Source organism: Winogradskyella thalassocola (genome assembly GCF_900099995.1).
GTDB lineage: Bacteria > Bacteroidota > Bacteroidia > Flavobacteriales > Flavobacteriaceae > Winogradskyella > Winogradskyella thalassocola.
In genome coordinates this window covers 22161-42467 of record NZ_FNCZ01000003.1, presented here as the reverse complement: position 1 = coordinate 42467, position 20307 = coordinate 22161, and the positions used below count along the sequence as shown (strand labels likewise).

At 34.3% G+C, this 20307-nt stretch carries 16 protein-coding genes; 7 read left to right on the top strand and 9 right to left on the bottom strand.

Annotated features, from left to right (window positions below):
* Window positions 1-72 precede the first annotated feature (72 nt).
* On the bottom strand, window positions 73-2475 hold the full coding sequence (locus BLT80_RS09315) for a zinc-dependent metalloprotease (RefSeq protein ID WP_092467964.1): 2403 nt from the start codon (window positions 2473-2475) through the stop codon (window positions 73-75).
* A 103-nt stretch (window positions 2476-2578) separates the two neighbouring features.
* Between BLT80_RS09315 and prfB the strand changes: the two genes are divergently transcribed.
* The 4 genes from prfB (at window position 2579) to BLT80_RS09295 (ending at window position 7254) form a co-directional block, all read left to right on the top strand.
* Window positions 2579-3689 (top strand): peptide chain release factor 2 gene (gene prfB / locus BLT80_RS09310; RefSeq protein ID WP_139181040.1). Its coding sequence is split into 2 segments (ribosomal slippage): window positions 2579-2641 and window positions 2643-3689, totalling 1110 coding nucleotides; the frame shifts between segments, so codons are not numbered across the junction.
* A 32-nt stretch (window positions 3690-3721) separates the two neighbouring features.
* Window positions 3722-4063, top strand: a complete 342-nt coding sequence (gene arsC, locus BLT80_RS09305; protein WP_092467355.1) for an arsenate reductase (glutaredoxin) — start codon at window positions 3722-3724, stop codon at window positions 4061-4063.
* A gap of 97 nt (window positions 4064-4160) precedes the next feature.
* Entirely contained in the window at window positions 4161-4631 is a 471-nt protein-coding gene (locus tag BLT80_RS09300; protein WP_139181039.1) for a hypothetical protein, read from the top strand.
* Between the two features lie 124 nt (window positions 4632-4755).
* Window positions 4756-7254 carry a TonB-dependent receptor gene (locus BLT80_RS09295; RefSeq protein ID WP_092467353.1) on the top strand — a complete coding sequence of 833 codons (2499 nt, stop codon included), beginning with the start codon at window positions 4756-4758 and terminating at the stop codon, window positions 7252-7254.
* A 79-nt stretch (window positions 7255-7333) separates the two neighbouring features.
* On the opposite strand, the gene BLT80_RS09290 is transcribed toward BLT80_RS09295, so the two are convergent.
* Complete coding sequence (locus BLT80_RS09290) at window positions 7334-9922, bottom strand: zinc-dependent metalloprotease (RefSeq protein ID WP_092467352.1); 2589 nt, start codon at window positions 9920-9922, stop codon at window positions 7334-7336.
* A gap of 253 nt (window positions 9923-10175) precedes the next feature.
* Window positions 10176-10838, bottom strand: a complete 663-nt coding sequence (locus BLT80_RS09285) for an HAD family hydrolase (protein WP_092467351.1) — start codon at window positions 10836-10838, stop codon at window positions 10176-10178.
* 127 nt (window positions 10839-10965) lie between these two features.
* Here BLT80_RS09285 and BLT80_RS20060 point away from each other — a divergent pair, with 127 nt between their 5' ends.
* On the top strand, window positions 10966-11121 hold the full coding sequence (locus BLT80_RS20060) for a hypothetical protein (RefSeq protein ID WP_175455580.1): 156 nt from the start codon (window positions 10966-10968) through the stop codon (window positions 11119-11121).
* 80 nt (window positions 11122-11201) lie between these two features.
* Here the strand turns inward: BLT80_RS20060 and acs are convergent, their stop codons facing one another.
* From acs to BLT80_RS09270, 3 genes are all read right to left on the bottom strand, one after another.
* Window positions 11202-13109, bottom strand: coding sequence for an acetate--CoA ligase (gene acs, locus BLT80_RS09280; RefSeq protein ID WP_092467350.1), 1908 nt, complete (start codon window positions 13107-13109; stop codon window positions 11202-11204).
* 35 nt (window positions 13110-13144) lie between these two features.
* On the bottom strand, window positions 13145-13501 hold the full coding sequence (locus BLT80_RS09275) for a DUF779 domain-containing protein (RefSeq protein ID WP_092467349.1): 357 nt from the start codon (window positions 13499-13501) through the stop codon (window positions 13145-13147).
* A gap of 90 nt (window positions 13502-13591) precedes the next feature.
* Entirely contained in the window at window positions 13592-15091 is a 1500-nt protein-coding gene (locus BLT80_RS09270) for an aldehyde dehydrogenase family protein (RefSeq protein ID WP_092467348.1), read from the bottom strand.
* A 172-nt stretch (window positions 15092-15263) separates the two neighbouring features.
* Between BLT80_RS09270 and BLT80_RS09265 the strand changes: the two genes are divergently transcribed.
* Entirely contained in the window at window positions 15264-16178 is a 915-nt protein-coding gene (locus BLT80_RS09265; RefSeq protein WP_092467347.1) for an AraC family transcriptional regulator, read from the top strand.
* 28 nt (window positions 16179-16206) lie between these two features.
* On the opposite strand, the gene BLT80_RS09260 is transcribed toward BLT80_RS09265, so the two are convergent.
* The 3 genes from BLT80_RS09260 to BLT80_RS09250 are packed head-to-tail and all read right to left on the bottom strand — an operon-like array spanning window position 16207 to window position 19556.
* Window positions 16207-17901 carry a sodium:solute symporter family protein gene (locus BLT80_RS09260; protein WP_092467962.1) on the bottom strand — a complete coding sequence of 565 codons (1695 nt, stop codon included), beginning with the start codon at window positions 17899-17901 and terminating at the stop codon, window positions 16207-16209.
* A 19-nt stretch (window positions 17902-17920) separates the two neighbouring features.
* The gene (locus tag BLT80_RS09255) at window positions 17921-18178 is read right to left on the bottom strand and encodes a DUF4212 domain-containing protein (protein ID WP_092467346.1); all 258 of its coding nucleotides are present in this window, start codon (window positions 18176-18178) and stop codon (window positions 17921-17923) included.
* Window positions 18156-19556 (bottom strand): alanine/glycine:cation symporter family protein, encoded by a 1401-nt coding sequence (locus BLT80_RS09250; protein WP_092467345.1) that lies wholly within the window; start codon window positions 19554-19556, stop codon window positions 18156-18158. Before BLT80_RS09250 ends, BLT80_RS09255 begins: the two co-directional genes overlap by 23 nt.
* A 170-nt stretch (window positions 19557-19726) precedes the next feature.
* Here BLT80_RS09250 and BLT80_RS09245 point away from each other — a divergent pair, with 170 nt between their 5' ends.
* Window positions 19727-20263 carry a hypothetical protein gene (locus BLT80_RS09245; protein WP_092467344.1) on the top strand — a complete coding sequence of 179 codons (537 nt, stop codon included), beginning with the start codon at window positions 19727-19729 and terminating at the stop codon, window positions 20261-20263.
* Window positions 20264-20307: the final 44 nt, after the last annotated feature.

Sequence of the window (20307 nt, the reverse complement as noted above, 5' to 3'; positions counted from 1 at the left end):
AACAATTTTTTTTAATAGGTTTTGACTTTAATTTACCTTGAGCGTAGCCGAAAGATTCGACCAACATAGAGTTCAATTTGAATTGTAATTACAAATATCGCTACCTATTGGTGAACCATCTGGTATTTTAGGTGAACTTTCTAATTTGAATTTTTCTCGATGCTCGTAAAATTCTTTAATCATAATTCCGTATTGCATATGCATCGCTTCAAGATTCAAAGATTGTCTTAGAAGGTCAGATATCGTTTTATTGGCAATCGCTTTAGTCTGAAAATAGCTTTCTTCATTTGTTGCTAAATTCATAAGATATTTTAAAACATTGACATTGATTTGATATTGTATTTCCGTTAGATATGAATCTGTATGTGTTTTCTCAAAGGACGCTTTTAAAAGGTCATCTATAACGTCTTGTAAACTCAATTGATTTTCATCTAAACTTTTCTGCAAAATTAAACGATTAGCACGTTGCGGATGCAATAAAAATTTCAATGTCATATCACTTGCCGTATTTGCAGCACTTAAAGGATCAAACGCGACTCCTGTTTTGCCTTTAAAAGATTCTCGCGAACTTTTATAACCGAAAGCTCTAGGCGGAAACAAGTCTAACTTATCTTTTGGTATCGCTAAAGTTGATGCCTCCAAAGTTTTTAAAACAGCAGTTAAAGTTTCCTTTTGTGTAGATGCACTAACAGATTTAGATCGTAACTGTTCATCTCCTTTAACGGCATAATTATAATCTAAGCCTCCAATAACCTTTGTCGCTGCTTCTACCTGAAAACGATGGTAAAAATAAAGAGGCACAAATACATCTTCTAAAACTGAATAAGGTTGATAAGCTTTAATATTATCTTCAGAAAAATTAGCAATGGCTTGTTTTCGTAAGTCTAAAACAGCATTCAACTCTTCCGTTGGTGTTTTTCCATTATCCCACAAATGTGCCAAAGCATGTGCTCCGCCAGCTGCTCTCGCATCAGAATCGGTAATAAAACGTAAACCATCATTTTGTGCTTTTTTCAATATGCCATGTAAGGCATCTTCCTCATTCGTCTTTTTATCAAATTCAGAATAACTATAAGCGACGGTGACTTTATCCCAATCACCAATTCCTGTGGCATAGGCATTACTAAAATCAATTTCACCATCTTTTAAAGTAACCTGAGGATGTGGATAATCCATAACCGATGCTCTGTTATTTGTACTTGCGGCAAAATTATGAGCAAACCCAATAGTATGTCCGACTTCGTGGGCACTTAATTGTCTAATTCTAGCTAAAGCCATATCTAACATAGGCTGGTAATTATCATCACGTTCTGCAAACGGCTTATTCATTAAAGCTTGCGCAATGAGAAAATCTTGACGAATACGTAAGCTACCTAAACTCACATGCCCTTTAATAATTTCACCCGTTCTAGGATCCACAACACTAGCACCATAGCTCCAACCTCTTGTACTGCGATGTACCCACTGAATCACATTATATCTACAATCCATAGGATCTGCATCTTTTGGCAGTATTTTCACCTGAAATGCGTCTTTAAATCCAATGGCTTCATAAGCTTCATTCCACCATTTCGCTCCATCTAATAAAGCAGAACGCACAGGTTCTGGTGTTCCTGGATCCAAATAATAGATAATTGGGGCTTTAGCCTCACTCATTTTAGACCTCGGGTTTTTCTTTTCCAAACGATGTCTAATAATAAATCGTTTAGTGATATCCTCTTCAATAGGTGCAGCATAATCCATATAAGACATCGAAATCGCTCCACTACGCGTATCAAAAACTCTTGGTTTATAGTTGCTATCTGGCAACTTAATAAACGAATGATGTTGAACAACACTCACTAAAGAAGCCGTTGGCGTTACACTTCTTAAATTCTTACCCGTTGGTTCACCTTTAAAAGTCAGTAAAGCTTCAAACTCTACATTCTTAGGAAACGCTTTTGTGCGCTCTAAGGATAAAGCGCTTTTTGAAGCATCTAATTTATAAGTTCCTTCTTTCATCTTTTTTAAACGATGGGCTACACCATGGGTATCCTCCATTAAAAACGGAGTAAAATCAATGACGTATACATCGTCTTTTTCAGACATAATTTTAAACCCAAATAATACGGACTTTGCAAAAGCCTGTTGGATACTCTTCTTTTCTAAAGTGTTTTTAGTGTTTGCTCGGTATTTTAAATTGGGTTGAATGAGTAATAATTTGTTTCCCGCTTTTTCAAAATAGACAACACGCTCAGTTCCTAACTGACCTCTATCTAAACCGATGTCGTTGCTTCCAATTCCTGACGCTAAAGAATTCACGTATAAAAATTGATTATTCAATTTCTTAACTTTAAGATAGATTTTATCGGTACTTTCTTCATAATAAAAGTCGAAGTAGCCTTCGTAGGTTTTTAGATCTTTCTTGTCTAAAATTTGAGCTTGAAATTGAGAGCAGATCAAAAAGAATCCAAACAGAACGTATAATTTTTTCATAATAAAGTATTGAGTCATAAAACTACGGAATTTCCAAAAAACCGATTCAAAATTATGGCACTTTATTAACGCGCCTTATATTTGTATAAAATTATCTTACACTATGATAACATCAGATCAAATAAAAGATCTCAATTCCCGTCTAGACGTACTTAGACAATATCTTTGACTTAGATGCTAAGCTCATAGAAATCGCTAACGAAGAAGAGCAAACTTTTGACCCTAATTTTTGGAATGACTCCAAAGCTGCCGAATTGATTATGAAATCTATTCGTGAGAAAAAGAGTTGGGTTAACGACTATAACGACGCCAAATCACTTTTTGAAGACTTAGAAGTTATTTACGAATTCTACAAGGAAGACGAAGCTCCGATGGAAAATGTTGAAGAACGTTTTGAAACGGCAGTTAATGCGATTGAAAAATTAGAATTCAAAAACATGCTTTCTGAAGAAGGTGACAGTTTAAGTGCTGTATTGCAAATTACAGCTGGTGCCGGCGGAACAGAATCTTGTGATTGGGCAAACATGTTAATGCGTATGTATCTTATGTATGCCGAAAAAAGCGGTTATAAAGTTAGAGAGCTTAACATGCAAGAAGGAGATGTTGCTGGGATAAAAACTGTAACTTTAGAAATTGAAGGCGATTTTGCTTTCGGTTGGCTTAAAGGCGAGAACGGCGTCCATCGTTTGGTACGTATTTCTCCTTTTGATAGCAACGCCAAACGCCACACGAGTTTTGCTTCAGTATATGTTTACCCATTGGTTGATGATACTATTGAAATAGATATTAATCCATCTGACATTGAAATCACAACAGCCAGATCTAGCGGAGCTGGTGGACAAAATGTAAACAAAGTTGAAACAAAAGTTCAGCTTTTACATAAACCTTCTGGAATTCAAATTCAATGTTCAGAAACACGTTCTCAGCACGATAACCGAAATAGAGCAATGCAAATGTTGAAGTCTCAATTGTACGAAATTGAGTTACAAAAACAAATGGCACAGCGTGATGATATTGAAGCTGGAAAAATGAAAATTGAATGGGGAAGTCAAATCAGAAATTACGTAATGCATCCTTATAAGCTAGTTAAAGATGTACGTTCTGCTCACGAAACAGGAAATGTTGACGCTGTTATGGATGGTGCTATTGAACCGTTTTTAAAAGCATACTTAATGATGATGGGACAAAAAGAAGATTCGGCATTAAAATTGTAATATTATAGTTACTAAAATAAAATCTGCATAAAATGATTGAAATATACCACAACCCACGATGTTCCAAATCGAGACAAGGCCTTTCTATATTAGAAGAATCCGGTAAAGCATTTGAAATTATAAAATACCTAGAAGAAGATTTAACATCTGTAGAACTACAAGACGTGATTATAAAATTGGGTATAGAACCTATAGATTTAATCCGAAAAAACGAAGCTATTTGGAAATCGGAATTCAAAGGAAAATCCCTTTCTGATAATGAAATTATTGCAGCTATGGTTAATCATCCAAAACTCATAGAACGTCCGATTGTAATTAATGGAGATAAGGCTGTAATTGGCAGACCACCAGAAGCAATCAAAGACATTATATAACTTTACCAACATGAAACGAGCATGTTCAAATTTTTATCAACTAAGAAAATGATTTAAAGCGAACAGCATGTGACCATAAAACAATAAACACAAACACATGAAAAAGACAGTTTTACTAGTTTTCATCATTCTCTTAAGCTTAAATATTAACGCTCAAATGCGAGGAGGTAGCCAGAACAATATTCCTCAAAGCAATAGAGAACCTACGGAGCAAGAAATTGCAAAATACGAACGCGAAGCTGAAGAACGAAAAGAAGAATATATTGCCAATTTCTTAACGACTCTAGAAGCAGATGATTTTCAAAAGCAAATCATTAAACTAAATATAAACAGTTTTCTTGAAAAGAAAATAGCATTACTAAAAACTAGATTTGAGCATCATCTAGATCGTGATACTGCTATAAAAAATTTAGAAGACTCTCACTTTTTAGAATTAAAGGAGCTCATTTCTGAAGCTGATATGGGTAAAATAAGAGAACTGATTAAAGGTGATTTTAATGAAAAAGAAGTCGTAAAAAAGAAGAAGAAAAAGCGTAAGAAAGATAAACGTAAAAACAACAAAGACTAAAGGGTTTTTAGACAACTTTAAATAAATTCTGGCCCTATTTCTCTTTAACATAAGATTAACCAAATATAAAACAATGAAATGTATTTTTGCATTTAATCAATGCATCAAATACTAACTCATTGCGATGAAACTACACACCTTAACTACACTATTCCTTATCTTTTCATTCACCTTTTCCTTTGCTCAAAAAGAGTTTAAAATTGAAGGTACCGTTATTGAAGAAGACACTAACATTCCTTTAGAATATGCTACAGTTGTTATTAAAACAAAGGCAGATAATAAAATTATTACTGGTGGTATTACCGATACAAAAGGAAAATTTAAGGTAGAAGTTCCAGAAGGAGCTTACATTATATCTGTAGAGTATATATCGTATAAAACAAAAAGTTTCCCGGAACAAAACATTACTAAAGACACCAATTTAGGCACTATTAGTTTAGCCTTAGACGTCGACACTTTAGATGAAGTTATGGTCGTTGCAGAGCGAACTACGGTAGAAATAAAATTAGACAAGAAAGTTTACAACATCGGAAAAGATTTAACAACCGCTGGTGGTACTGTAAGCGATGCGCTTAACAATGTACCGTCTGTTGCTGTAGATGTTGAAGGAGCCATTAGCCTTAGAGGTAATGAAAACGTTCGTATTTTAATAAACGGAAAACCTTCTGCTATGGCTGGTTTTGGAGATAGCAACATCTTAAGTCAATTACCAGCAGAAGCGATTGAGCGTGTCGAAGTGATTACGTCACCATCTGCAAGATACGATGCTGAAGGTACAGCCGGAATCTTAAATATTATATTAAGACAAAAAGAAACGTTAGGATTCAATGGATCTGTTAATTTAACTGTCGGAAATCCAGACAATGTAGGTGTATCTGCCACACTAAATTACCGTACAGAAAAATATAACTTATTCTCAAATTTTGGATGGAGATATTCCGACGCACCACGCTTAAGTGATACCGATGTTGAATATTTTGACCGCACTGTTGATGGTGACATTGTAACACCTCAATACCGAAACATTCACGAAAAACAAGATGTAGATAGACTGAATAGAAACTACAACTCTAATATTGGCATGGAGTACTTTCTAAATGAATCGTCCTCACTTACAGGTAGTTTTTTCTACAATTTTGGTACTGATGCCGACGTATCTATAAATAAAAGTGAGCGTTTTAATGATAGTAACGTTCTTATCGAAGAAACACGTCGTAGAGAAAAAGAAACAGAAAAAAGTAATAGTTATCAAATTGCATTGAATTATGTAAAACGTTTTGGAGACGATAGCGATCATAAATTAACTGCAGATTTTCAATTTGAAAATGACGCTGAAGATGGTTATACATATTTAAATGAAAATTATGTAAGCACAAATCAAACAGATCCTTCACCTTTTCAAATAGAACAAGAGTTTACAGATGAAAAGCAAAAGGAATATTTACTTCAAGCTGATTATGTTTTACCTCTTGGTGCAGATTCTCGTTTTGAAGCTGGATATCGTGGTAATTTTAAAAATACCAATACTGATTATCAGCTAGACCAAGAAAACTTAGTAACAGGAGATTTAGAACGAAATGATGGCATTTCTAATATATTTGATTATACCGAAAATGTAAATGCACTTTACACGCAGTACGGTACAAAATTTGGTCAGTTTTCATTTTTATTAGGACTGAGATTAGAAAACACACAATTAAAAGGTGAAGTTGATTCAGGCGACACAAGTGGAGAACTGAATTTTGAAAAAAATTATTTAGGCTTATTTCCAACGGTTAACCTTATTTATAATCTTTCGAATAAGGATTCTGATGTTGAAGAAAGTGTAACACTAGGTTTTAATAGAAGAATAAACCGTCCACGTGGTCGATATATTAACCCATTTCCATCACGATCTAGTAGAACAAACATATGGCAAGGAAACCCAGATTTAGATCCTGCATTTTCGAGCACATTCGATTTAGGGTACTTAAAGCGTTGGGAAAAATTCACAGTGACAAGTTCTATTTATTACCAACATGAAACTGATGCTTTTGAACGTATTCAGGAAAATACAGAAGAGCAAACTACAGATGGTATTGATATCATTAGAACAATTCCAATTAACCTTTCTACAAATAAGCGTACAGGAGCTGAATTAGGCCTTATGTACAACCCAGCAAAATGGTTGCGATTAAATTCTAGTTTCAATTTCTTTCAGTTTGAAACAGAAGGTGATTTTAATGGTATAGATTACAGTGCAAAAAACACAAGTTGGTTTGCGCGCTTTAGCTCTAAGGTTACTTTACCATTAGCGATAGATTGGCAAACTAGTGCTTTTTACAGAGGCCCAAGACAAGATGCACAATCAGAGACAGAAGGTATATTTTCTCTAGATTTAGCCTTTAGTAAAGAGATCCTTAATAACAAAGCTACAATATCATTAAACGTTAGAGATTTATTAAACTCTAGAAAATACCAAAGTGTAACGACTACAGATTTCTTTAGACGTGATGGTGAATTCCAGTGGAGACAACGCCAAGTTAATCTATCATTTATTTATAGATTTAATCAGCAGTTAAATAAACGTGAGCGCTCAAATCGCCCAGGAAACGGCGGTGACGACATGGATTTTGAAGGATAAAAACAAACCCTAAAAATAAAAGCACAAATTGCTAAATGAACGGCAATTTGTGCTTTTTTTATGCGCTTAAGTCTCGTTATTATTTTACTTCTTTAAGTGCATTATCAATTAATGTACGTAAGTGCTCTTTATGCGCTTTACTAGAGACATTACCACTAGGTGTTGCCATAGTTCTAATCTGCTTTAAATTATAAAGCGCCATCGATTTGGCATTATTAGAATAACGACTACTTTGTTTTCCTGTTAGCATATCAATAAGTGTATTGGTATAAGAAATTTGTAAATTTTGTCTAAACGAATTTACATTTTTATAAATATCTGCTTTAAAAATGGCTGAGTTTAAATCGGTCATGAATTGAGATAAATTGTATTCATTACCATACAACTCACTATCTGTGATTCTCTGTAAGGTATTATAATGCAAAACATGTCTCAATACATTCTGTTGATACGTTAATACTTGTTGATGAATTTTAGGATCTTCTGTACCTCTCATAAAACCAAAACCACGTCGTTGCATCGCTAAATCATTATATAACTCACTTGGTGCACTAAAAGCTGTAGGCGCAAAAGCATATTTAGTTAAAGCATTCATTGCACGCTTTTGATCCTCTAGACTAACTGGTGTAAACGGCTGCGTACCGCCTTCTTGCCCAATCATTGCTCTATCTACATAAACACCACCAATAAATCTTGAAATGACATTAACAGCAGTAGCACGTTGACCACTCAATAAGTAATAAGCACGTCTTAATTCTTGATATGATTCTCCGGTTTTAGCGAATTTAGTTTTAACATCACTCATCATGTTATCGACTAACTTAATTCTATCAATAGAATACCCAATTTGATCGTTAGACAAATCCCCAATCATCACTCTAGGATCAATTGCTTTTCCTGGTGCACGCATATCATCCGCATCATTACCAAATATTAATTCTGGTTCAGTACTTCTGTTAAGCAACGCTACTTTTTCCCCTTCAGATTTAAAAGGTGTGTATCCAAACTGAATTGCCCAAACATCATAAGGCCCAACAGATGTATCGTAATATTGACCTTGCTTAGCTCTGTCGTTAGTAATATTAATACCTGCGTAATCCATAACAGAACCAGTTAAACATTTCCCTTCTATAAATTCTTTGTCTGCTAATTCCTCAGGTGAAAATAATTGACTTGCTTTCATATTATGATTAAGTCCAAGTGTATGCCCAACCTCATGCATAATTAAAGCTAGCATCGATTCTTTTTTCATACGAGACATTTCTAAATCTGATCCCCCTGTAGTTTCAATTAATGCTTGCCCAAATAAGGTGTTTTCGTGCATTACATGACCAAAAGAACATAATACTTTATTCTTTTTTAAATACTCTGATGCATCAAATTCAGTATCTGCTTTTGCTAAATCAAATAATTGATCGTAGAACACTCTATTCGTAAAATGCACATATTCTAACATAACATCAGCACCAATTATTTCTCCCGTTTTTGGATTCACAAAACTAGGTCCATATCCTCCAAAAGGTGGGTTTGGTGAAGACGTCCAACGTAATACATTATAGTTAATATCTCCAGCATCCCAATCAGCATCATCTGGTTGCATTTTTACGACCATTGCATTTTTAAATCCTGCTTTTTCAAACGCTTTATTCCATTCTAAAACTCCTTGTGTAATTGTTTCTCTCCACTCTACAGGTGTAGAATTCTCCATCCACCACGTAATAGGTTTAACCGGCTCTGAGATTGCTGCTTCAGGATCTTTTTTAATTAAATTCCAACGGTGTACTAAATCTTTATATGGTGCGGAATTAGTAGCCGTTTGGTCGTTAACTTGGGTTGTAAAATAACCGACTCTTGGGTCATCAAACAGAGGCTCATAGCCGTTATCTGGCATGGCAATTAAACTATGAAACACCTTAATACTTACGTTTCTACCATCGGCTATAGCTTGAGACCCACCATTTAATACTGAAGGACTTGAGTATACATATTCAACCTCAAGGTTTGTGTTATCTTCATAATTATTGATCGAATTAATTTTTGTTTTTGTCTTATCAAGATTACCAAGACTAAAAGCCATTGGACTAGAGCCTGGAAAACGAGGTGGTTTAACTTGCGTAAACGTTTCTTTTAAAAATAAACCATCTGCTTTTATTAAATATAAACCCTCTTTTTTATCATGTGCTTCAATTTTTACAGTTGCCATAATACCTTCGCTCGTATTGGCGTCTTTAGATTTAGAAATCGCACTTTCGGGATCAAAATAAAAGGATGTATTTTGAGATACAAATTCTATTTTATCATAGTACTTCTTTACCTTAAAAACTTTTGAACCTCCATAGGCCCCTCTAAATCGACCAGCATCAGTAACTCCATTTGAAACTTGGTTAAAATGAATATAATCTTTATCTAAATGCGCTTCACTGACCACCATCTGTAAACTACCTGTAATGGTATCTCTATACATTGTAAAAAGGCCTTCTATCTTTTTGCTTGACTTGGTAAGATCTTTTATTGATTTTTCCTTTTTTGGTTTTGGCGCAGGCGCTTCCGTTTTACTCTTTTTGTCTTTCTTTTTACGCTGAGCTTCTAAATTTTGTGGTACTATAAACGCACACGCAAGTAACGCTAAAGACAAAAGTCTAAAGGCAATTCGTTTTTTGATATTCATAATGATGAGTTGTTTGTTAATATAAGTTTGACACTGTACAAGATAAGAAATATCTAAATAAGACACACATATAGACAAGTCACTATATAACAACTAGTTAACACATACCCTTGTTACATAAAATATTAAAAATTTATACACCAATTGCGTCGAGAACCTATCGAAGCAATAGAAAACAGAATAAAAACAAATGACATTAATAAGACATAAATAGCACTAGCTATATCAATTTAAAAACTATACTAGGCTAACATTAATGCTTAAAAAAGAGGTGCTCTTTTGAATACGCCAATTCTTTAAAATCAGAAATCACAACATTAGCTTTTGTGTAATCTTGACCTGATGAATGTTCACTTTTAAAACCTGCACAAAAAATACCTGCGGAATGTGCTGCTTTTATACCATTGGTAGAATCTTCAATCACCATACATTCCTTTTTATCGAATCCGGTGTGTTCTGCAGCTTTAATAAAGATTTCTGGATGTGGTTTTGATTTTTCTAAATCGGCTCCACTAAATTTACCGATGAAGAATTGATTCAATTCAAAACGATTAAAGATGCGGTTTATATTTGGCATAGATGCAGATGATGCCACAACTAATTTTAAACCGTTAGAATGGTAATCTTTTATACGATCTAAAACACCTTCAATTAAGGTGAGGTCTGAATCGTTTTCAAACAAGAATTTAAAATGCTTTCGTTTAATACTAACTAGCTGCTCCGGTTCGTCATTCAAATTAAAATGATCGACTAAACGTTTACAAATATTGATGGTAGATTGCCCCGTAAAAGATTCATAAAGTAAATCATCTACTTCGATATTAACATCATTGAACATTTGATAATACGCTTTACGATGTAAAGGTTCCGTGTCAACAATGACACCATCCATATCAAATAATACTGCTTTTAGCATAACATTTTTTAATTTGAAGCGAAGATAAAAAAGTAAATGGTATTCTTAAATCTAAGAACTAAACAATACTATTATGTATATATTAAATTATGCTTAGTTTTACACTCTGAAAACAATTTCAAAAACAATGGCAAAACAAGGCAAAGAGAAAAACACAAATAACAAAGCCAAACATACGAAACTTATTAATCAGATAAAGAATAAGAAAAAGTCTCAAGTTGAAGAGCGCAAAGCACGTTTAAAAGCTATTGTTCAAAAATCAAAAGAGTCTAAATCTGAATAGATAAACCCTACGGTTTCAAAAACAAAAAAAATCCAAAACTTAATTTAAGTTTTGGATTTTAAATTTAGTCTGAATACACTTTATTTCACATTATTAATAATATCCTGAACGACTTCAGGATTCAATAATGTACTTGTATCGCCTAATTGATCCGTTTCATTAGCTGCAATCTTTCTTAAAATACGACGCATAATTTTACCCGATCTGGTTTTCGGCAATGCTTCTGTAAATTGAATTTTATCGAGTTTGGCTATTGGTCCTATACGATCTGTAATAAGCTGATTAATTTCCATTCTTAAATTTCCATGATCTCTACTCTCACCAACATCCTTCAAGGTGACATAACCATATAATGCATTTCCTTTAACATCATGTGGAAAACCTACAATGGCAGATTCTGACACCGCTGGATGCTCATTAATGGCATCTTCAATAGGAGCTGTTCCTAAATTATGACCAGAAACTATAATGACATCATCTACTCGACCTGTGATTCTATAATAACCAACCTCATCTCTTAAGGCACCATCTCCTGTAAAATACATATTATCATAAGCAGAGAAATATGTATCCTGGTAACGTTTATGATTTCCCCAAATCGTTCTTGCCATCGCTGGCCAAGGAAATTTAATACACAAACGTCCTTCCACTTGATTACCTTTTAGCTCTTGACCATTCTCATCCATTAATGCTGGTTGAACACCAATAAATGGTAAGGTTGCATAAGTTGGTTTTGTTGGAGTAGAAAAAGGAATTGGTGTAATCATAATACCTCCTGTTTCGGTTTGCCACCACGTATCTACAATCGGACTCTTCTTTTTTCCGACGTTTTCATCGTACCAGTGCCATGCCTCTTCGTTTATAGGTTCTCCAACAGATCCTAACACTTTTAATGATGATAAATCATATTTTTCAACAAATTCAGATCCTTGTTTTGCTAAAGCCCTAATAGCCGTTGGTGCGGTATAAAATTGTGTGACTTTATGTTTCTCTACAATATCCCAAAAACGTCCGTAATCTGGATAACTCGGCACACCTTCAAACATTACAGATGTAGCACCATTTGCTAGAGGTCCATAAACAATATAGCTATGACCAGTAATCCAACCTATATCTGCAGTACACCAAAACACGTCATTATCACGATATTGAAAAACATTTTTAAACGTATAAGCCGTATAAACCATATAACCTCCAATGGTATGAACCATACCCTTGGGTTTTCCTGTTGAGCCCGATGTGTATAAAATAAATAACGGGTCTTCCGCGTCCATAACTTCGGCAGTACATTCTGCATAAGCATCATCTAAAAGTGGCTGCAACCAAACATCAGGCCCCTCTTTCATATATACATCTGAATTAATTCGGTTCACAACCAAAACAGATTCTATACTTGGTGTATCATTTAGAGCTTCATCTACAATTCCTTTTAAGTCAATTGTTTTAGAGCCTCGATATGAACCGTCTGAGGTTATTACCATTTTGGCGTTACAATCATTAATTCGAGACGATATTGCTGTTGCAGAAAAGCCCGCAAAAATGACAGAATGAATAGCACCTATCCGTGCACATGCTAAAATTGAAATTGCTAATTCTGGTATCATTGGTAAGTAAACACAAACGACATCTCCTTTTTTAACACCCTTATCTTTTAACACATTCGCCAATTTACAAACACGTTCATGCAAATGCCTGTAAGAGATATGCTCTGCTTCTTCATCTGGATTGTTAGGCTGAAATAAAATAGCCGTTTTATCACCTCTGGTATGTAGATGTCTATCTATACAGTTTTCTGTAATATTAAGCTTAGCATCTTCGAACCATTTGAATTCAGCTTTCTTAAAGTCATAACTTAAAACATTAGACCATCGCTTTTTCCATGTAAAATGTTCTTCAGCTATTTCTTCCCAAAATTGTTCTGGATTACGTACTGATTTTCTATAGACTTGAAAATATTCTTCAAATTGTTTAATGTGGTAATTACTCATATGTATTAATTAGTTTTTTGGCGCTAAAAAGATAGTTATTTTGGATTGAAAAAAGAAGCTTCTTCCTCTGTTAATAAACGCGAATGAATTAAAAACCGAAGACCTAATGGAATCTCTAATGAAAAGCTAGCACCACGACCTTCAGTAACATTAACAGTCAAGTGGGTATGCTTCCAATATTCGAACTGATCTTGGTTCATATAAAAATTCACTCCTTCAACTTCACCTAAAAGAATATCACTTTCATCTAAATACATATCTCCTTTTTCAAAAATCATCGGTGCAGACCCATCACAGCAACCTCCACTTTGATGAAAAATTAAATCTCCATGTTTAGCTTGTAACTGCCTTACGATTTCTGCCGCTTTCTCTGTAATTTCTACGCGTTTCATAGTCTTTTATATTTAGAATTGAAGTTGAGTTCATTAAAAAGGACTGAATTAAATATTCTAATCCAGCCCTAATCAGCTATTAATATAATGCTAAAAGAAACCTAATTTGTTTTTATCATAAGAGATTAACATGTTTTTAGTTTGTCTATAATGGTTCATCATCATTAAATGATTCTCTCTACCAAATCCAGATTTTTTATAACCACCAAACGGTGCATGAGCAGGATAAGCATGATAACAATTTACCCAAACTCGGCCGGCTTTAATCGCTCTCGGTATTTGATATAACTGATGTGCATCTCTAGTCCAAACTCCTGCTCCAAGACCATACATCGTATCGTTAGCAATTTCTATGGCTTCAGCCTCATCTTTAAATTTAGTGACACAAACCACAGGACCGAAAATCTCTTCTTGAAAAACTCTCATCTTATTGTGACCTTCTAAAATTGTAGGCTGAATGTAATAACCATTTGCTAAATCACCCTCTAACTTTGCAGCTTCACCACCTGTTAAAACTTTAGCTCCTTCTTCTTTACCTATTTTAAAATACGCCTGAATTTTTTCATATTGATCATTAGACGCTTGTGCCCCAACCATTGAGTTGATATCATAAGGACTAGTTTGTACAATAGCTTTTGTTCTTGCAACGACGCGTTCCATAAAAGCATCATAAATATCTTCTTGCACTAAAATTCTCGAAGGGCAAGTACATACTTCACCTTGATTAAACGCAAACAAAACGGCTCCTTCAATGGCTTTATCTAAAAAGGCATCATCTTCATCCATCACACTATTAAAGAACACATTTGGCGATTTCCCTCCTAACTCCATCGTCACTGGATTTAGGTTTTTAGAGGCATATTGCATAATTAATTGTCCTGTAGTAGTTTCTCCTGTAAACGCCACTTTATCAATTTTAGAACTCGAGGCTAAAGGTTTTCCTGCTTCTGGACCAAACCCATGAACAACATTTAATACACCTGGAGGAAACACATCTGCAATTTTCTCCATTAATAACGTTGCTGAGGAAGGAGTTTGTTCTGCTGGCTTTAATACCACACAGTTACCGGTTGCTAATGCTGGAGGTAATTTCCACGACAACATTAATAACGGAAAGTTCCAAGGAATAATTTGACCAACAACCCCTAATGGTTCTTTAATATTCATGGATAAGGTATGTTGATCTAACTCAGTAGCACTTCCTTCTTCTGCTCTAATACATGCAGCAAAATAACGCCAATGATCTACAGCTAAAGGAATATCCGCGTTTAGCGTTTCTCGGATGGGCTTTCCATTATCACAGGTTTCAACAACGGCAAATTCTTCTAAATTGGCTTCTATAATATCTGCTACCTTATTTAAAAGTCTTGCGCGTTCTGCAGCTGATGTATTTCCCCAAGCATCTTTTGCCGCATTTGCAGCTTCAACGGCATTTTCTACATCTTCTTTTTGTGATCTTGGATATTTTGCAATGACACTTCCATCTACCGGAGATGTGTTTTCAAAATAGTCTCCTCCAACTGGTGGCACAAATTTTCCGTTTATAAAATTGGAATACTTGTCTTTAAATACTGGTTTAGAATAGCTCATACCTTAATACGTTTTATTGTTAATTATTTATTTATTTAGCATAAAAATTATTTATACTTTAGTTTTGATAAAGTTATTTTATCAAATCCCAATTAACTTGAACATATTGATTATCTTTTTGAACATATCTATTATTAACAAATTTTAAGACTAATTTTTTGTAATATTGAATATGAGCAACTTATTATCGCAACATAAAATTCATAGAAAACTAACTACATTAGTAGAAAATAGGACGACTTATAATGCGGAATATGCTGAACTTAATATTTATGAAACACATGCCATCGCTGAGAAAGTGTCTTTAACTTTCGACTTTCCTATTATAGCTAGTATGCTTACTGGAAAAAAAGTAATGCATCTTGATGGTTTTGATGCTTTCGACTTTTTCCCAGGAGAATCTGTAGTTATGCCTACAAATAAAGAAATGATTATTGATTTTCCGATAGCCACAAAACATAAACCCACACAATGTTTGGCCTTAGGTATTGATGCTTTTAAAATTTTAGAAGTCGTCGAAAAATTTAATCATCATGTGGCCATAGAAAATGAAAATAATAATTGGGATCTAGATAAAACCACATCACATCTAATAAATAATGTTGATGTGAACCATTTATTAGAACGACTTACTTATACCTTTACAAATAGTAATAAATCTAAAGATGTGTTACTAGATTTAATGATTCAAGAATTAATCGTCAGATTACTTCAAACCAAAGCGAAATCTCTAATTGTTAATGATACTCATATTTTTAATGATACCAGAATTGGCACTGTCATTAAGTTTATTAAAGATAATCTAACCAATAAAGATATCTCAGTAGATCAGTTGGCGAAGAAAGCTTATATGAGTACGTCTCACTTTCATAAGCAGTTTAAAAATACTTTAGGCATTTCTCCTATTGACTATATTAATTCGGAAAAGATTAAGTTTTCTAAAAAACTTATTAAAGCATCCCCAAATTTAAGAATGTCTGAAATCGCGTTTCAATCTGGTTTCAATAATACGAGTTACTTCAACAGACAATTTAAGAAAACGGAATTGATGACGCCTCAACAATTTAAAGCTTCCGTGAATAAATAAGTCTCGTTATTACTACTTTACAATTTAATTAATGTTCACTAGCTTCACCAGCACCACTAGGAATTCTAATGTCCTCAACTAAATCTTGAACATTTTGAGGTGGCTCTTTCGTGAATTTCATTATAGCTATTGATACGATAAAATTAATGAGCATAGCAACAGTACCAAATCCTTCTGGTGAAATTCCAAACCACCAATCGGCTTTATCACCACCACCAAACCATCCAAACTTAAATTTAGTCATGTAAAATAACATCGTCGTTATACCTACAACCATACCAGCTATCGCTCCTTCTTTATTCATCTTCTTATAAAAAATACCTAAAATGATTGCTGGAAAGAATGACGCTGCGGCTAAACCAAAAGCTAAAGCCACTGTTGCAGCTACAAAACCTGGTGGATTAATCCCAAAATAACCAGCTACACAAACCGCTACAACAGCTGATAAACGCGCAGCTATTAATTCGCTCTTTTCAGAGATATTAGGATTTATCATTTTCTTAATTAAATCGTGAGACACTGATGCCGAAATAACTAATAATAAACCTGCAGCAGTAGATAATGCAGCGGCTAATGCACCAGCCGCAACCAATGCTATAACCCAATTAGGAAGTTTAGCAATTTCAGGATTTGCCAATACCATGATATCATTATCAACTACTAATTCATTTTTAGAGGCTTCTGCTACATATTGAATTATACCATCATTATTTTTATCCGTAAATGTTATTAATCCTGTAGTCTCCCATTTCTTAAACCATTCTGGCATTTCTGCATAAGGTTGATTAGATACCGTTTCAATCATATTTGTTCTTGCAAACACGGAAACCGCCGGAGCTGTAGAATATAAAATTACAATAAGTAACAACGCTAATCCTGCAGATTTACGAGCATCTTTAACACGTTTTACCGTAAAGAATCGAACTATAACATGTGGTAATCCTGCTGTCCCGACCATTAATGCTAAAGTAATCGCAAAAACATCAATCGTAGATTTTGAACCTTCGGTATACTCCGTAAAACCAAGATCTGTACTTAATCCGTCAAGCTTATCTAATAAATACGTTCCTGAGCCATCAGACAACGTACTTCCAAATCCTAATTGTGGAATCGGGTTACCGGTCATTTGAATTGAAATAAAAATTGCTGGAACCATAAACGCAAATATGAGTACACAATATTGTGCAACTTGCGTATAGGTAATGCCTTTCATACCACCTAAAACAGCGTAAAACAATACGATTATCATCCCTATAATAACTCCGGTATTAATATCAACTTCCAAAAAACGAGAAAACACCAATCCTACACCTCGCATTTGTCCTGCCACATACGTAAACGATACAATAAGTGCACAAATAACTCCAACTAAACGTGCCGTGTTAGAGTAATAACGATCACCAATAAAATCGGGAACGGTAAATTTCCCAAACTTCCGTAAATATGGTGCTAAAAGTAAAGCCAGTAACACGTAACCGCCTGTCCATCCCATAAGATAAACAGCGCCATCATAACCCGCAAAAGAAATGATACCAGCCATGGAAATAAATGACGCCGCACTCATCCAATCTGCTGCGGTTGCCATTCCATTTGCTAAAGGAGATACTCCGCCACCTGCAACATAAAAATCTTTTGTAGAACCTGCTCTAGACCAAATTGCAATTCCGATGTAAAGTGTAAATGTGATACCGACTAATATATACGTCCATGTTTGAACATCCATTTCGGCCATTAATAATATATTATTCATCATAACCGAATTTTTTATCTAGGTTATTCATCAATTTCACATACACAAAAATGAGTACAACAAACACATACATTGATCCTTGTTGTGCAAACCAAAAACCTAATTTAAAACCTCCTAGTTTTATGGTATTCAACTCTTCTTTAAATAAAATGCCGGCACCATAAGACACCACAAACCATATGGCGAGTAAGATTAAGACATATTTTATATTGGCTTTCCAATAGCCTTTAGGATCTTTCTTTTGTGTCATGTTTAGTCTGTTTTAATTGAGTGGTATATCGTTTTAATTCAGTAATCACTTTTGGTGCTAGGATTAGTGTAGCTAACATCGTCGGAATTGCCATTAAAGCAAAGACACCATCAATAAGATTAATCATCATGCTTAAGCTTGTAGTTGCCCCGATGAGGATACTTAAAATATAGAAGTAATTGTAGTAATGCTTTTTATCTGCACCAAAGAGAAATGACATACATTTTGTACCATAATACGAATATGAAAATAACGAACTCATACTAAAGACAGCAATACAAAGTAACAACAAGTATTTTCCATAGTTAGGCAACACATCTGCAAAGGCAGAAGCGGTAAGACTCACTCCATTATCGGAAGTCGTTTCCCAAACACCAGTAACTAAAATAGCCAATGCTGTAAGTGTACAAACAATTAAGGTATCTATTGCAGGGCCGAGCATAGCGACCAAACCTTCTCGAATAGGTTCATCAGTTTTGGCTGCACCATGAGCCATTGGTGCTGTCCCAATTCCGGCTTCGTTAGAAAATGCTCCGCGCTTAATTCCATGTAGAATTAATGCTCCTAAAACTCCACCTAAAAACGTATCGTCTTTAGGATAATAATTAGCCGCAAAGGCATCTGTAAATATCAGTTTTAGATAGTACACTAAAACATCGCTATGTGCTACAAGAATGATAATAACCAATACAAAATATAAAGCCACCATACTTGGCACTAAGCGCGATGCTACATTTCCAATACGTTTGATACCGCCCAAAATAACTAAAGCTGTAATAAATACTAAAATTACACCAATGGTGAGATTAGTATACAATCCAACCTCTACGCCATTCGGGATTAATAAAATATCATTTAAGGCTTGTGTAAGCTGGTTGACATTAAAAACAGGTAAGGCTCCAATTAGTCCACATAGACTAAAAAAGACCGCTAAAGGCTTCCAAGATTTTCCTAAGCCTTCCATAATAAAATACATTGGGCCACCTTGAATTTCGCCCGCACTATCTTTACCTCTATACATAATTGCTAAACTAGAGGTGAAGAATTTTGTAGACATCCCTACTACGGCACTAATCCACATCCAGAATACAGCTCCTGGTCCACCAATAGAAATGGCTACAGCAACACCTGCAATGTTTCCCATACCAACGGTTGCCGACAGTGCGGTAGACAAGGCCTGAAAATGAGAAATTTCCCCAGGATCATTTGGGTCGTCATATTTTCCACGAAGCACATTTAAGGCATGGCCTAAATACCGAAATGGTAAAAAATGAGAGCGTATTAATAAATATAAACCTCCACCAATTAATAAAATAAGCAAAGGCAAACCCCAAGCTAATGATGAAAAGTCACTGAGTAGTTGATTTAAAAATTCCATAGATTATAAATGTAGTAAACGGTTTGAATTTATGGTAAAATGTTTACAATTAATTTATAAATGGGAATCTAAGTTATTGATTTTAAGTAGGAGAATATTAAATTAGCATAGCGCTTGATAACGGTCATTAAGAGTGACAGCAATTATTAAAGTTGTAAAACATATGAGGAATGAAGAACATATTAGCATATTCAATACTTTTAATTTTGATTTTCAGTTGTAATCAAAATGACTTTTCTGATACTGAACTTTATTTCTTAACGGATAAAGCATCATATAGCGTTAATGACTACTTTAAAATAACTGTTGTAGTATCCCCTAAAAATGGAGAAAAGAAAATCAGAATTAAAAAAAACCTTAATAATCTAAAAATTTCATTTCATGCAACAAGCACGAAATTAGGATTCTCACAAGAATTAAAAAAACATTTCATTGAGGGACCAAGTTTGACGAAAGACGAAAGCGAATATATCGATGAGTTTACCATCTCAAAAACTCATCCATTTAAAAAGACTTTTAAGGGACAAATTTCAGAATCAAAAGAAAGCATCATTTTAGAAATACCTGAATTGAATATAACAGATAGTGTAGCTAAATCAAAACTTCTTGTAAACCCTAAACTAACTATAAAAGGAAATTTTCACACAATTTATAGCGTAAAAGAAGAATACTTTATACCAAAAGCTATTGAAATATTAATAGAATAAAACTCTGGTAAAACACAGTGAATAAAATGATCTCACACTCCAAA

What these genes read in the sequence shown, in the direction of transcription:
- BLT80_RS09315 (WP_092467964.1), bottom strand. Translation starts at nt 2,475, where the DNA reads ATGAAAAAATTATACGTTCTGTTTGGATTCTTTTTGATCTGCTCTCAA.
- arsC (WP_092467355.1), top strand. Translation starts at nt 3,722, where the DNA reads ATGATTGAAATATACCACAACCCACGATGTTCCAAATCGAGACAAGGC.
- BLT80_RS09300 (WP_139181039.1), top strand. Translation starts at nt 4,161, where the DNA reads ATGAAAAAGACAGTTTTACTAGTTTTCATCATTCTCTTAAGCTTAAAT.
- BLT80_RS09295 (WP_092467353.1), top strand. Translation starts at nt 4,756, where the DNA reads ATGAAACTACACACCTTAACTACACTATTCCTTATCTTTTCATTCACC.
- BLT80_RS09290 (WP_092467352.1), bottom strand. Translation starts at nt 9,922, where the DNA reads ATGAATATCAAAAAACGAATTGCCTTTAGACTTTTGTCTTTAGCGTTA.
- BLT80_RS09285 (WP_092467351.1), bottom strand. Translation starts at nt 10,838, where the DNA reads ATGCTAAAAGCAGTATTATTTGATATGGATGGTGTCATTGTTGACACG.
- BLT80_RS20060 (WP_175455580.1), top strand. Translation starts at nt 10,966, where the DNA reads ATGGCAAAACAAGGCAAAGAGAAAAACACAAATAACAAAGCCAAACAT.
- acs (WP_092467350.1), bottom strand. Translation starts at nt 13,109, where the DNA reads ATGAGTAATTACCACATTAAACAATTTGAAGAATATTTTCAAGTCTAT.
- BLT80_RS09275 (WP_092467349.1), bottom strand. Translation starts at nt 13,501, where the DNA reads ATGAAACGCGTAGAAATTACAGAGAAAGCGGCAGAAATCGTAAGGCAG.
- BLT80_RS09270 (WP_092467348.1), bottom strand. Translation starts at nt 15,091, where the DNA reads ATGAGCTATTCTAAACCAGTATTTAAAGACAAGTATTCCAATTTTATA.
- BLT80_RS09265 (WP_092467347.1), top strand. Translation starts at nt 15,264, where the DNA reads ATGAGCAACTTATTATCGCAACATAAAATTCATAGAAAACTAACTACA.
- BLT80_RS09260 (WP_092467962.1), bottom strand. Translation starts at nt 17,901, where the DNA reads ATGGATGTTCAAACATGGACGTATATATTAGTCGGTATCACATTTACA.
- BLT80_RS09255 (WP_092467346.1), bottom strand. Translation starts at nt 18,178, where the DNA reads ATGACACAAAAGAAAGATCCTAAAGGCTATTGGAAAGCCAATATAAAA.
- BLT80_RS09250 (WP_092467345.1), bottom strand. Translation starts at nt 19,556, where the DNA reads ATGGAATTTTTAAATCAACTACTCAGTGACTTTTCATCATTAGCTTGG.
- BLT80_RS09245 (WP_092467344.1), top strand. Translation starts at nt 19,727, where the DNA reads ATGAAGAACATATTAGCATATTCAATACTTTTAATTTTGATTTTCAGT.